The sequence below is a fragment of the Arthrobacter sp. NPDC057259 genome, assembly GCF_042668995.1.
Classification (GTDB): Bacteria; Actinomycetota; Actinomycetes; order Actinomycetales; family Micrococcaceae; genus Arthrobacter.
Window position 1 is genome coordinate 55,533 of sequence record NZ_JBHUYA010000006.1, and the last position, 13,324, is coordinate 68,856.

Genomic DNA, 13,324 nt, shown 5'->3' on the forward strand with positions numbered 1-13,324 from the left:
CCCGGTCCGGTGCCTACGGCACGAACCGGTAGCCGATCCCCGCCTCCGTAAGCAGGTGCCGCGGGGCGGCAGGGTCCGCCTCAAGCTTGCGCCGCAGCTGCGCCATATAGACCCGTAGGTAATTGGTCTCCTTCGCGTACGCCGGGCCCCAGACCTCGGAGAGCAGCTGCTGCTGCGGGATCAGCTTCTCCGGGTTCCGGACCAGCACCTCCAGCATCTTCCACTCGGTGGGGGTCAGGCGGATGTCCTCCCCGCCGCGGGTGACCCGGTGCTTGCCGAGGTCCACGGTGAACGTCTCGGTGGCGACCACCGGCTGGACATCGACGTCGGCGGTGCGGCGCAGCAGGGCGCGGAGCCGGGCCAGCAGCTCGTCCAGCCCGAACGGCTTGGTGATGTAGTCGTCCGCGCCGGCGTCGAGCGCCTCCACCTTGTCCTCGGAGCCGTGCCGGGCCGAGAGTACCAGCACCGGCGCCTGGCTCCAGGTGCGGAGCTCGCGGAGGACCTCGGTACCGTCCAGGTCCGGCAGGCCCAGGTCCAGGATCACCAGCGCCAACGGGTGCTGGGTGGCGGCCAGTAGGGCGGAGTGCCCGTCCGCGGCGGTGGTGACGTCGTAGCCGTGCGCCTGCAGCGTGATGCGCAGTGCCCGGAGCAGGTGCGGGTCGTCGTCGACGACGAGGACGGCGGTCATCCGGCCTCCGTCCGGTTCGGGGCGGCGGGCAGGCGGTGTGCCCGGTGGTCCAGGGTGGACTGCGGTTCCAGCGGGGCCTGCCGGTGGCCGGGCTCGAAGGGGGCGCCGGTAGAGAGCGGCAGCCGGATCACCATGGTCAGGCCGCCGCCGGGGGTCGGTTCGGCGGTAAGGCTGCCGCCCATCGCGTCGGTGAAGCCCTTCGCCACGGCCAGGCCCAGGCCGATTCCGGTGGCCTGCGGGGCGTCGTCGAGCCGTTGGAAGGGCCGGAACATCTCCAGCACGCGTTCGGCCGGGACGCCGTGGCCGTGGTCGATGATCCGCAGCTCCCCGGCGGGCCGGCCGCCCAGGGCCACCGGGCTCAGTCCGCCGCCGGCGCCGACCAGGACGATGTCCGCCTCCGGCGCGTATTTCACGGCGTTCTCGACGACGTTTGCCACCACACGCTCCAGCATGCCGGGGTCGGCGTCGACCTCGGGCATGTTCGGCGGCAGCTCCACCCGGACCCGGCCCGGCGGAACGGCGCGCAGCGCCCCGGGAATGACGTCGAACCAGCGGACCGGGCGGAGCAGGGGGTGGGCGGCGTCGGCGCTGATCCGGGACATGTCCAGCAGGTTCCCCACCAGGGCGTCCAGGCGGTCCGAGCATTCCTCGATGGTGGCCAGCAGTTCTTCCCTTTCCTCGGGGCGGTAGCGGTCCGCGTCGTGGCGGAGGCCGCCGACGGCCAGCTTGATGCCGGCCAAAGGCGTGCGCAGGTCGTGGGAGACGGCGCGCAGGATGGAGGTGCGGATGGTGTTGCTCTCGGCCAGGCGCAGCATCTGCCGCCGGCTGGCCACCAGCTGCTGGCGTTCCAGCTGCGCCTCGAGGTGGACGCCGAACGCGGCCAGCAGCCGCCGGTCGCTCGCCGGGAGCACCCTGCCGTAGAGCACCAGCCGGGCACCGGAGCCGACTTCCTCGACGTTGTCGCCGGCCGCACCTCCGTCGGCCGTCTCGGCGCTTCCCGGCGATCCGGCCGTCGCGATCAGCTCCCACTCGCCCGAGCTTCCGCCGCCCTCCGCGGGTGCGGGCCGGACGTAGAGCGCCGCGGCGCGGACCTGGAAGACGCTGAGAGCCTGCTCCAGCAGGGCCGCGAGCGTGTCCTCCGAACCGGCGGCGTTGCGGGCCAGGTCGCCCAGGGTGGTGGCCTCGGCGCGGGCCCGGGCGGCCTCCTTGGAGCGGCGGGCGGAGACGTCGACGACGACGGCGACCGCGGCGGAGACCCCGACGAACACCAGCAGCGCCAGCAGGTTCTGCGAGTCGCTGATGGTCAGGGTGCCCACCGGCGGGGTGGAGAAGTAGTTGACCAGCAGGCTGCTGAGCACGGCGGCGAGGATCGCCGGCCACAGGCCGCCCACCAAGGCGACGGCCACGGAGCCGCTGAGCTGGACCAGCATGACGGTGGCGACGTTCCGCTCCGGGTCGAGCACCAGCAGCGCCTGGACCGCCGGCGGCAGCAGCAGCGCCAAGGCGAAGCCCACCAGCACCCGGATCCGGCCCAGGTCCCGGGGCCGGACCGGGCGGGCGCCGCGGCCCACCAGCGGGTGGGAGACCATGTGAACGTCGATGTCGCCGGAGTCGCGGACCACCCGGGTGCCGACGCCGCCGCCCAGCAGCCAGCCGGCGAGGGAGTCGATCTTCCGGCGCCGGGAGATCCCTACGACGATCTGGGTGGCATTGACGCTGCGGGCGAAGTCCAGCAGCGCCGCGGCCGGGTCCTCCCCGGCGACCGTGTGGTAGCTGCCGCCCAGGTCCTGGATCAGGTGCCGCTGCGCCTCGAGGGCCTGCGGGGATTCGCTGGCGACGCCGTCGGCCACCCGGACGTGCACGGCCAGCAGGTCCCCGCCGTTGACCCGGTTGAGGATCCGGGCGCCGCGGCGGATCAGTACCTCGCCCTCTGGGCCGCCGGTCAGTCCCACGACGATCCGTTCCCGGGCCGGCCAGCTCTCCTCGATGCCCTGTTCGGCCCGGTATTTGGCCAGCCCCTCGTCCACCCGGTCCGCGAGCCAGAGCAGCGCCAGTTCCCGCAGCGCGGTCAGGTTGCCCACCCGGAAGTAGTTCGAGAGCGCCGCGTCGATCTTCTCCGGGGCGTAGATCTTGCCGTCGCCCAGCCGCTGCCGCAGCAGCTCCGGAGAGATGTCCACGAGGTGGATCTGGTCCGCGCGGCGGACGACGTCGTCGGGCACCGTCTCGGCCTGGCGGACGTCGGTGATGGCGCTGACGACGTCCCCGAGCGAGGCCAGGTGCTGGATGTTGACGGTGGAGAGGACGTCGATGCCGGCCTCCAGCAGCGCGTCGACGTCCTGCCAGCGCTTCGGGTTGCGGCTGCCGGGGATGTTGGAGTGGGCGTACTCGTCCACGATCGCGGTTTCCGGGGCGCGGGCCAGGACCGCGTCCAGGTCCATTTCCTCGAACTCGGTGCCGCGGTAGGGGAGGCGGCGCGGCGGCACGATTTCCAGGCCGTCCAGCAGGGCACGGGTCTCGCTGCGGCCGTGGTCCATGGCGAAGGCTACGACGACGTCGATGCCGCGCTGCGCCAGCCGGTGGGCCTCTTCGAGCATCTCGTAGGTTTTCCCGACGCCGGGCGCGGCCCCCAGGAAGATCCGCAGCGTTCCTCGTGCCATGCCGTCATTCTCTCACTTGGTTCGGCCCGGCTGCGCCGCCGCGGCAGCATCCGCGACGGCCAGGTTCAGGGCGGTGACATTGACCGAGGGCTGGCCGAGGAACGCCGTGACCCCGCCGCGGGTGTTTCCGCGGACCAGCTCCTCAACGGCGGCCGGGTCCAGCCCCTGCGCGGCGGCAACCCGGGCCACCTGGAGCTTCGCGTAGGCCGGGGAAATGTCCGGGTCCAGGCCCGAGGCCGAGGCGGTGACGGCGTCGGCCGGGACCTGGTCCACGGAGACATGCTCCGCCGCCGCCACCGCGGCGCGGCCCTGCTGCACGGAGTCCAGCAGTTTAGCGTCGTTCGGACCGAGGTTGCTGGCCGAGGATGACGCCGGGTCCCACGCCACCGTTGAGGGCCGGGCATGGAACCAGCGCGGGTCCTGGGCCCCGCCGTCGCCGGCGGAGGCCTGCGCGATCAGGGCCGAGGCCGCCGGGCGCCCGGCGCTGTCCCGGAGGATGGAGCCGTTGGCCTGGTCGGGGGCGATCAGCTGCCCGGCGCCGAACACGGCAAGGGGGTAGGCGAAGCCGAGCACCAGGGTGGCGGCGACGAGAAAGCGCAGGGCGGTGCCGGCCTGCCGGAGGTATCCGAAGATGGTGGTCATGGGGTGTTCCTAGCCGATTCCGGGGATGAGGGAGATCACGAGGTCGATGATCTTGATGCCGATGAAGGGTGCTACCAGGCCGCCGAGGCCGTAGATCAGCAGGTTTCGGGACAGCGCCCGGTTGGCGGTGACGGCGCGGTACTTCACGCCGCGCAGCGCCAGCGGGACCAGGGCGATGATGATCAGGGCGTTGAAGATCACCGCCGAGAGGATCGCGGAGGCCGGCGTCGTCAGGCCCATGATGTTCAGCAGGCCCAGGCCCGGGAATGTGGCCGCAAACAGTGCCGGGACGATCGCAAAGTACTTGGCGACGTCGTTGGCCACCGAGAAGGTGGTCAGCGCGCCCCGGGTGATCAGCAGCTGCTTGCCGATGCCCACGATGTTGATCAGCTTGGTGGGGTCCGAGTCCAGGTCCACCATGTTGGCGGCGTCCTTGGCCGCCGGGGTCCCGGAGTTCATCGCGACGCCGACGTCCGCGGCGGCCAGAGCCGGGGCGTCGTTGGTGCCGTCCCCGGTCATGGCCACCAGCCGGCCGGCGGACTGTTCCTTTTTGATGACGGCGAGCTTGTCCTCCGGGGTGGCCTCGGCCAGGAAGTCGTCCACGCCGGCTTCGGCGGCGATCGCCTTGGCCGTGATGGGGTTGTCGCCGGTGATCATGACCGTGCGGATGCCCATCTGGCGCAGCTCGGCGAAGCGGGCGTGCATGCCGGGCTTCACGACGTCGGCCAGGTGGACGCAGCCGAGCACCTCGGGGCGTCCGTCGGCGGCCACCTCGGCCACCAGCAGCGGGGTGCCGCCGTGCGCGGCGATCTCCCGCACCCGGGCATCCACCCCCGCGCCGGTGCGGCCGCCATGTTCCTCGACGAAGGTGCCCACGGTGGAGGCGGCGCCCTTGCGGATCATCCGCCCGTCCAGGTCCAGCCCGGACATCCTGGTCGCGGCGCTGAACGGGACGACGGCGACGTCCCGGCTCCCGGCTTCCAGGGCGGCCAGGTCCGCCCCGGCGACGCCGCGTTCGGCGGCCAGGTCCACGACGGACCGGCCCTCCGGGGTCTCGTCGGCCAGGCTGCAGAGCCGGGCCGCCTCGATCAGCCGGTCCATGCCCACCCCGTCCGCGGGGTGGAATTCCACCGCGCGGCGGTTTCCGTAGGTGATGGTGCCGGTCTTATCCAGCAGCAGGGTGGTGATGTCCCCGGCCGTTTCCACGGCCCGGCCGGAGGTGGCCAGGACGTTGTGCTGGACCAGCCGGTCCATGCCGGCGATGCCGATGGCGGGCACCAGTGCCCCGATGGTGGTGGGGATGAGGCAGACCAGCAGCGCCACGAGGACGATCGGGGACGGGGTGGCACCGGCGAGGGCGGCAAACGGGGCCAGCGCCATGGTGACGATCAGGAAGACGATGGTCAGGGACACCAGCAGCACGTGCAGGGCGATCTCGTTGGGGGTCTTCTGCCGGACGGCGCCCTCCACGAGTTTGATCATCCGGTCCACGAAGGTTTGGCCGGCCTCTGCGGTGATCCGGATGACGATCCGGTCCGAGAGCACCCGGGTGCCGCCGGTCACCGAGGACCGGTCGCCGCCGGATTCGCGGATGACGGGGGCAGATTCGCCGGTGATGGTCGATTCGTCGACGCTGGCGACGCCCTCGATGATCTCGCCGTCGGAAGCGATCACGTCCCCTGCCTCGCAGATGATCACGTCGTTGAGCGACAGATCCGTGCCCGGGACGCGGCGGGTGCCGCCGTCGGGCAGCCGCAGCGTGGCCTCCACGCCCTGTCGGCTGGCGCGCAGGCTGTCCGCCTGGGCCTTGCCGCGGCCCTCGGCGATCGACTCGGACAGGGTGCCGAACAGGACGGTCAGCCATAGCCACGCGGTGACCGCGATGCCGAAGACGGAGGGTTTCAGCACGCAGATGACGGTGCACAGTGCGGCGCCCACCAGCACGGTGAACATCACCGGGGAGTGGACCATCTGGCGGGGGGCGAGCTTGCGCACCGCCAGCGGCAGGGCGGCGGCCACGGTGGCCAGGGTCAGCTTGGCCGGGGTCTTGGTGTGGTGCTTGTGTTCGCCGGGGGTGCCGAGGGGGTTGCCGTCGGCGTAGGTCCGGCTGGAGGTGTCCGCGGGGGACGGGGTCATCGGATCAATCCTTCTGCGAGGGGGCCCAGGGCGAGGGCGGGGAAGTAGCTGAGGGCGGTGAGGATAACCGTCACGCCCAGCAGCAGCACCGCGAACAGGGGGCCGTGGGTGGGGAGGGTGCCGGCGGAGACCGGGATCTTGCCCTGCCGGGCCAGGGAACCGGCCAGGGCAAGGACCAGGACGATCGGCAGGAACCGGCCCAGGAGCATGGCGAGGCCCAGGAGGGTGGAGAGCAGGGGCCCGGAGCTGGTGATGCCGCCGAACGCGGAGCCGTTGTTGTTCGCCCCGGAGGTGAAGGCGTACAGGACCTCGCTGAACTGGTGCGGTCCGGTGGCCGGGGCGTTGGCGACGGCGTCGGGCAGCAGCACGGTCACCCCGGCGAGGGCCAGGACCAGGGTGGGGGTGACCAGGATGTACAGGGCCGCGAGCTTCATCTCGGTGGGGCCGATCTTCTTGCCCAGGTATTCGGGGGTGCGGCCCACCATCAGGCCGGCGATGAACACGGCGATGATCGAGAGGATCAGCAGCCCGTACAGCCCCGAACCGGTGCCGCCGGGGGCCACCTCGCCCAGCATCATGTTGATCATCGTCATCCCGCCGGCCAGGGGCGGCAGCGAGTCGTGGGCGGCGTTGACCGCGCCGGTGGAGGTCAGGGTGGTGGACGCGGCGTACAGCGCGGCCGGTACCGGGCCGAAGCGCTGTTCGAAGCCCTCCCCGAGCCCGCCGGCCGCCGCCGTCGCCGTGCCCTGCGCGGAGGACACCGCCCAGCCGGTCAGCAGGGTGGAGGCCAGCCAGAGCGTGCCCATGACCGCGGCAACGGTGAAGCCCTGCCGCCGGTCGCCCACCAGCCGGCCGAAGGTGTACGGCAGCGCGGAGGGGATGAGCAGCAGCAGGAAGACCTGGAACAGGCTGACCGCGGCGTTGGGGTTCTCGAAGGGGTGGGCGGAGTTGGCGTTGAAGTAGCCGCCGCCGTTGGTGCCAAGGACCTTGATGGCCTCCTGCGAGGCGACCGGGCCGCCGGGGATGGTCTGGTTCACGCCCATGGCCTGGTTGGCGACGTCGGTGGACCAGAAATTCTGCACCACCCCGCCCAGCACCAGCAGGACGGCGGAAACGAACGCCAGGGGCAGCAGCACCCTGTAGGTCACGCGGGTCAGGTCCACCCAGAAGTTGCCCAGCCGGTCGGTGCGCACCCGCACCAGGCCGCGGATGAGGGCGACGGCGACCACGATGCCGACGGCGGCGGAGAGGAAATTCTGCACCGCCAGCAAGCCCATCTGCACGAAGATGCCCACCGTGGCCTCCGGGGCGTACGCCTGCCAGTTGGTGTTGGTCACGAAGGAAATGGCCGTGTTCATGGCCACCCAGGGGTCCACGCCGGTCAGCGGTCCGGTGCCCGGGATGACGCCCTGGAGCCGCTGTAGCGCGAAGACCAGCAGGATCGAGACGGCGGAGAAGGCCAGCACGCCGCGCAGGTACACCGGCCAGGTCTGCTCCGTGCCGGCGTCGACGCCGGTCAGCCGGTAGAGGAGGCGCTCGGCGCGGGCGGTGCGGGTGCCTGCGACCACCCGGGCCAGGTAGAGCCCCAGCGGCTTGTGCACCGCGGCCAGCGCCACCAGCAGGGCGCCGGCCTGGAGCAAGAAGGAGAGAGTGTTGAAGGTCATTGGGCGGTCACCACTTCTCGGGGTTGATCAGGACGGCCAGGAGGTAGCCCGTCAGGCCCAGTCCGGCCAGGAACAGGACCACCCACATCACGGCCTCGGCGTTCACCGTCCACCTTCCGTCCGCCCGGCGTCGTCGCCGAGCATCCGGGCCAGGCGTTGCCCGACCCACATCACGAACCCCATGGAGACCATGAGGATTCCGATCACAGCCGCGTCGGCCATCACAGGTTCCTTTCATCTGCGCCCCGTCTGCGGGGCCTGAGACCAGTGAAGACCTTCGCCGGGGCTCCGCGGCAGGTGCTAACGGTTCCTTGATGGGGGCGGGCCGGATCTTGACGGATCCTTGACGCGTGGGTCCCCGGCCGGCACGGAGGGTGCGTCAAGGATTCGTCAAGATCCGCGGATTTGGCCGGTTCCGGGCCCGGCCCGGTGCTACGTTTGCGGGTGATCGCAATGCGGTGCGCCGCGGCGTGCCGCGAGGAAAGGCACCCCATGACCACCCTGAGCAGGCCCCCGGCCGACCCCTCGGCACCCCGGCCGGCCCGCAGCACAGCACTCCGGAAGTGGCTCCTGGTGGGGCTGCAGGACAGCAAGGGCGCCCACCAAGGTCCGCACGGCGTGCGGGCCGCGGAGGAAAAGAAGCACACCTGGTGGCAGGTGATGTGCCTGACCGGCGTCGACTACTTCTCCACCCTGGGCTACCAGCCGGCCATCGCCGCGCTCGCCGCCGGCGTCATCTCGCCGCTGGCCACCCTGGTCCTGGTGGCCATCACCCTGTTCGGCGCGCTCCCGGTCTACCGCCGGGTGGCCGGCGAGAGCCACCGCGGCGAGGGATCGATCGCCATGCTGGAGCGGCTGATGCCGCGCTGGGGCGGCAAGCTCTTCGTGCTGGTGCTGCTCGGCTTCGCCGCGACGGACTTCATGATCACCATGACCCTCTCCGCCGCGGACGCCACCGCCCACCTGGTGGAGAACCCCATCAGCCCGGGCTGGATGCAGGGCCAGAACGTCGCCATCACCCTGTTCCTCCTGGCCCTGCTGGCCGCCGTCTTCCTCCGCGGCTTCAAGGAGGCGATCGGCGTCGCCGTCGCGATTGTCGGGGTCTACCTGGCCCTGAACGTCGTCGTCGTCGGCGTCTCACTCTGGGAGGTGCTGACGCACCCGCTGGCCGTCGGCAACTGGTGGGCGGCGATCGCCACATCGCACGGGAATCCGCTGCTGGCCGTCGGCTTCGCGCTGCTGGTCTTCCCCAAGCTGGCCCTCGGCCTCTCCGGCTTCGAGACCGGCGTCGCGGTGATGCCGCAGATCCAGGGCCACCCGGACGACACCGAGGAGAACCCGGCCGGCCGGATCCAGGGCGCCCGGAAGCTGCTGACCACCGCGGCCCTGATCATGAGCACGTTCCTGATTATCAGCAGCTTCACCACCGTGGTGCTGATCCCGGAAAACGAGTTCCAGCCCGGCGGACAGGCCAACGGCCGCGCCCTGGCGTTCCTCGCCCACGAACAGCTCGGCATCGGCTTCGGCACCGTCTACGACATCTCCACCATTGCCATCCTCTGGTTCGCCGGGGCGTCCGCGATGGCCGGGCTGCTGAACCTGGTGCCCCGCTACCTGCCCCGCTACGGCATGGCCCCCGGTTGGGCCCGTGCGGTGCGTCCGCTGGTGCTCGTCTTCACCCTGGTGGGCTTCCTGATCACCTGGATTTTCGACGCCGACGTCGACGCGCAGGGCGGCGCGTACGCCACCGGCGTGCTGGTGCTGATGACCTCCGCGGCGATCGCCGTCACTCTGTCCGCCCGCCGGAAGCGGCAGCGCAAGCGCACGGTGGGCTTCGGCGTGATCGCCGTGGTCTTCGTGTACACCACGGTGGCGAACGTCGTCGAACGCCCCGAGGGCATCCGGATCGCGTCGATCTTCATCCTCGGGATCATCGTCATCTCGCTGCTGTCCCGGGCTCGGCGGTCGTTCGAACTGCACGCCACCCACGTCCACCTGGACCGGCAGGCGCTGGAGTTCCTGTCCGCCGAACTGGACGGCCCGCTGAGCATCGTGGCGCACGAACCGCTGCGGCTCAGCCCTGAGGCGTACAGGGAGAAGCTGGAATCCGCGATCGAGGTCAGCCACCTGCCGCTGGATTACCAGGCCGTGTTCCTCGAGGTGGTGGTGGACGACTCCTCGGATTTCGAAACCGAACTCGAGGTCAAGGGCATCACCCGCCACGGGTACCGGATCCTGGAGGTGCACGGGCCGGTGGTGCCGAACACGATCGCCTCGGTGCTGCTGCACATCCGCGACGTGACCGGGCTGATGCCGCACATCTACTTCCGCTGGACCGAGGGCAACCCGGTCACCAACCTGCTCCGCTTCCTGGCGTTCGGCGAGGGCGAGATCGCCCCGGTGACCCGTGAGGTGCTGCGGGAGGCCGAGCCGGACGTGACCCGGCGGCCCTGGGTGCACGTGGGGTAGTTCGCCGGGTTTGCGGGGCCGGTTGGCTGGCGCCTCCCGGCCGGGGTGTTAGCGCTGCACGTCGGTGGCGCCGGCGACGATGTCCTTGGCGAGCACCGCGACCTTTCGGTTCGTCTCCGAGCTCAACTTGCTCATCAGCTCGAACGCGTCCTCGGCGCTGACGCCGGTGCGGCCCATCAGGATGCCCTTGGCCTGTTCGATGACGGCCCGGGTGCGGGACGCTGCGGCGACCGATTCGTTGGCGAGCCGATGCCGGTCCGTGTGGATCGACTTGGTTAGATCCACCACCACACCCCAGACACCGACGGGGACGTTCCCGTCCATAATGTAATCCGCGGAGTACAGCAGCTTGTGCTGCCGGTTCTTCTTGTCCCGGATCGAGAGGTAGAGGGAGGACGGACCGCCGCGCGAGGCCACCCGTTCCCAGTACGCCAGCACACGGGGCCGATCTTCGGGCTCGATGTGGGGCATCACCATCTCCATCGAGGGGACCACCTCGCCCCGCTCGTAGCCGTAGATCCGGTAGAGGCCGTCGGACCAGCGGAAGATCCCGTCGGCGAAGTAGTGCTCCACCAATCCGGTGGGGCAGTCCAGGAATCCATCCTGGGCGTCCCCGCCCGAAAGGGGTCCGCGATGGTTGTGGTTCACAGACATGGGCGGGGCCGATCGACGTGCTGCGCCCGGCGTCACCGCGCCAGGGCCTGAAAAGACAAGAATATCCGTCCGCCACGCTCAGTGGAAAGCATGGAGTGCCTAAGCCGGATCGCCGGATCTGTTACCCGGCGGCGGAGTCCCGGGGGAGTTCCAGCAGGAGGGTGTCCGAGCCGCCGTTGCGGCCCACCTTGCGGAATCCCACCCGCTCGTGGAGCCCGAGCTTAGGCGGGTGCGGCACCGTCCGTCCGATCCAAACGGCCGGATGGGCAAAACAAAGCCCCTCCGGGAGTTCCGAAGGGGCTTGTGTTTTCTAGGAGAAGCAGTCCGGCTGGCCGGGCTTTCCCGAAAGCTTAGAGCGGGCGAATGTTCTCGGCCTGCGGGCCCTTGGGGCCCTGGGTGACGTCGAACTCGACCTTCTGGTTCTCGTCCAGCGAGCGGTAGCCGCTGGTGGCGATTGCCGAGTAGTGGGCGAAAACGTCAGCGGACCCGTCATCCGGGGCAATGAAGCCAAAACCCTTTTCGGCGTTGAACCATTTAACTGTGCCAGTAGCCATGCTTTATCCTTCTGAAATGCTGATCTCCGGCGGCCACGCAAGGCCAACGGCTGCGGAGACATTCGTCCGCTGTCCCCAACGTACGGGGCGGGGGGCCAGGGTGCAAGAGCCACGCGGGGCAGTTCTGCCCGGCCCGAGGCTATAGTCTGCCCACCATGGCAACCATCACGGTGGTGATCCCCACCCGCAACGACGCCGAGCCGCTGGCCGTGTGCCTCGCCGCCCTCTCCCGCCAGAGCCGCCGTCCGGACGCAGTAATCGTGGTGGACAACGGCAGCACTGACGGGACCGACGCCGTCTGCGCCGCCGCCGGGGTGCACCGGATCTCCGCCGACGTCGCGGGTATCGCGGCCGCCACGGCCCTCGGTTTTGACGCCGCGGACACGGACATCATCGCCCGCCTGGATACCGACTCAATCCCGCCGGCTAACTGGCTGGAGCGGGTCGAAACCCTCCTCGCCGGGGCCGCCCCGCCCGCCGCCGTCAGCGGCCCGGGCGACTTCTACGGCGGCACGGCGCTGGCCCGGTGGGCGGGCCGGAGCATCTGGATCGCCGGGTACCACCGCGTGGTGGGGCTGCTCCTGGGACACCCGCCGCTCTTCGGCTCCAACTTCGCGATGCATTCGGCGGCGTGGGCGCTGATCCGGGACACGGTGCACCGCGGCCTGCCGGCGGTGCATGACGATCTCGACATCTCCTACCAGCTCCCGCCCCAGGTGGAGGTGATCTGGGAACCGACCCTGCGGGTGGGGGTTTCCGCCCGGCCGTTCGAGAGCGCCGGGGCGGTGGGGCGGCGTCTGGCGATGGCGTGGACGACGTTCGCCGTCGAATTCGCGGCGGACCCGCCGCTGGCCCGACGACGGCGGCGGCGCGACTACCGGCGGGGGCTCACCCGGCCGAACTGAAGAGAGCGAGCAGGTCCCGGCTCATCTGGTGCGGGGAGGTCTCGCTGGGGCTGTGACCGCCGCGATAGACGGCGATCTTCGCGCCGATCGCCTGGGCGAACCGGCGGTGCAGGGCCAGCGGCCAGAGATCGTGCTCCCCGACGGCCACCAGCTTGGGCAGCGTGGCCGCCGCCAGGACCGGCCGTAGGTCCGGGGCGTGCTGCATCAGGCCGAAGATATCCCGGACCGACTGCCGCCGGGTGAGCCGGAACCGGGAGCGGACAAAGCGGATCCGGTTCGGGGCCACCTTGACCACGTTGCTGCGGATGCCCCAGATCATCAGTGCCGCCCCCACCCGGGGGCTGGCCAGCCCGCTGAACCGGCCGATCCGCTGCACCCCGCGGAAGCTGTTCCCCGGATCCGGCGGGCAACTGAGCAGCGTCAGCGTGCGGAACAGCTCCGGCCGCCGCTCGAAGGCCAGCTGCGCGACAATCGCGGCAAAGGAATACCCGACGACGTGGGCCGGCCCCCCGCCGGACTCCAGCAGGGCGAGCAGGTCGTCGGTGAAGAGGGCGTAGTCGTAGTGTTTGCGCGGCGGTACGAGGTGTTCCGGGCCGGCCCCGGCGGACTCGTACTGGCCGGCGATGTCACAGCTGAGCGCGTAATAGCCGGCCTCGGCGAGCTGGGGAAGCATCAGGGCAAAGTCTTCCTTGGACCCGGTGGCGCCCGGGATCAGCAGCACCCGTGGAGCATCCGGGTTGCCCATGGCCAGGGTGGCCAGGGTTCCACTTGGCGCCTCGAAGACCCCGCGGACCGCGCCGGGCGGCGGGACGGACCAGTCGACGTCGGGTTGCGCGGCGTCCAGGCGGGCGGCCTCGTCAACCAGCCCGGAGCCAAACGCCCCCGGGTCCGGTTCGGGAACGCCGGGGATCCGGCGGCCGGTTCTCGCCATGGGTCAACGATAGCCCCCAGCCCG

General features: G+C 70.8%; 11 protein-coding genes. 2 read left to right on the top strand and 9 right to left on the bottom strand.

The features are described 5' to 3' along the window. Positions 1 to 13 precede the first annotated feature (13 nt). From ACFUCU_RS11090 to ACFUCU_RS11115, 6 genes are read right to left on the bottom strand one after another with little or no spacing between them, the layout of a single operon-like run. Positions 14 to 688 (bottom strand): response regulator, encoded by a 675-nt coding sequence (locus tag ACFUCU_RS11090; protein WP_364136282.1) that lies wholly within the window; start codon positions 686 to 688, stop codon positions 14 to 16. Next, positions 685 to 3,345 (bottom strand): DUF4118 domain-containing protein, encoded by a 2,661-nt coding sequence (locus ACFUCU_RS11095; protein WP_364136284.1) that lies wholly within the window; start codon positions 3,343 to 3,345, stop codon positions 685 to 687. The genes ACFUCU_RS11090 and ACFUCU_RS11095 overlap by 4 nt, the downstream gene beginning before the upstream one ends. 12 nt (positions 3,346 to 3,357) lie before the next feature. Then, complete coding sequence (locus ACFUCU_RS11100) at positions 3,358 to 3,987, bottom strand: potassium-transporting ATPase subunit C (protein ID WP_364136286.1); 630 nt, start codon at positions 3,985 to 3,987, stop codon at positions 3,358 to 3,360. Between the two features lie 9 nt (positions 3,988 to 3,996). Next, positions 3,997 to 6,123, bottom strand: a complete 2,127-nt coding sequence (kdpB, locus tag ACFUCU_RS11105; protein WP_364136288.1) for a potassium-transporting ATPase subunit KdpB — start codon at positions 6,121 to 6,123, stop codon at positions 3,997 to 3,999. Further along, positions 6,120 to 7,787 carry a potassium-transporting ATPase subunit KdpA gene (kdpA, locus tag ACFUCU_RS11110; protein WP_364136290.1) on the bottom strand — a complete coding sequence of 556 codons (1,668 nt, stop codon included), beginning with the start codon at positions 7,785 to 7,787 and terminating at the stop codon, positions 6,120 to 6,122. Before kdpA ends, kdpB begins: the two co-directional genes overlap by 4 nt. A gap of 7 nt (positions 7,788 to 7,794) precedes the next feature. After that, positions 7,795 to 7,893: a potassium-transporting ATPase subunit F gene (locus ACFUCU_RS11115; protein ID WP_290256816.1), complete on the bottom strand. Its 99-nt coding sequence runs from the start codon at positions 7,891 to 7,893 to the stop codon at positions 7,795 to 7,797. Positions 7,894 to 8,279: 386 nt separating this feature from the next. Here ACFUCU_RS11115 and ACFUCU_RS11120 point away from each other — a divergent pair, with 386 nt between their 5' ends. Then, positions 8,280 to 10,256, top strand: coding sequence for an amino acid transporter (locus tag ACFUCU_RS11120; RefSeq protein ID WP_290256815.1), 1,977 nt, complete (start codon positions 8,280 to 8,282; stop codon positions 10,254 to 10,256). Between the two features lie 48 nt (positions 10,257 to 10,304). Here the strand turns inward: ACFUCU_RS11120 and ACFUCU_RS11125 are convergent, their stop codons facing one another. Both ACFUCU_RS11125 and ACFUCU_RS11130 read right to left on the bottom strand, forming a co-directional pair. Continuing rightward, on the bottom strand, positions 10,305 to 10,910 hold the full coding sequence (locus ACFUCU_RS11125) for a PAS and ANTAR domain-containing protein (protein WP_290256814.1): 606 nt from the start codon (positions 10,908 to 10,910) through the stop codon (positions 10,305 to 10,307). Positions 10,911 to 11,260: 350 nt separating this feature from the next. Beyond that, the gene (locus ACFUCU_RS11130; RefSeq protein WP_009357211.1) at positions 11,261 to 11,464 is read right to left on the bottom strand and encodes a cold-shock protein; all 204 of its coding nucleotides are present in this window, start codon (positions 11,462 to 11,464) and stop codon (positions 11,261 to 11,263) included. Between the two features lie 155 nt (positions 11,465 to 11,619). Between ACFUCU_RS11130 and ACFUCU_RS11135 the strand changes: the two genes are divergently transcribed. Then, positions 11,620 to 12,369, top strand: a complete 750-nt coding sequence (locus ACFUCU_RS11135) for a glycosyltransferase family 2 protein (RefSeq protein ID WP_377972615.1) — start codon at positions 11,620 to 11,622, stop codon at positions 12,367 to 12,369. Here ACFUCU_RS11135 and ACFUCU_RS11140 read toward each other — a convergent pair. Then, positions 12,353 to 13,300, bottom strand: a complete 948-nt coding sequence (locus tag ACFUCU_RS11140) for an alpha/beta fold hydrolase (RefSeq protein WP_377972616.1) — start codon at positions 13,298 to 13,300, stop codon at positions 12,353 to 12,355. The two genes, ACFUCU_RS11135 and ACFUCU_RS11140, sit on opposite strands and share 17 nt — an antisense overlap. Between the last annotated feature and the right edge of the window lie 24 nt (positions 13,301 to 13,324).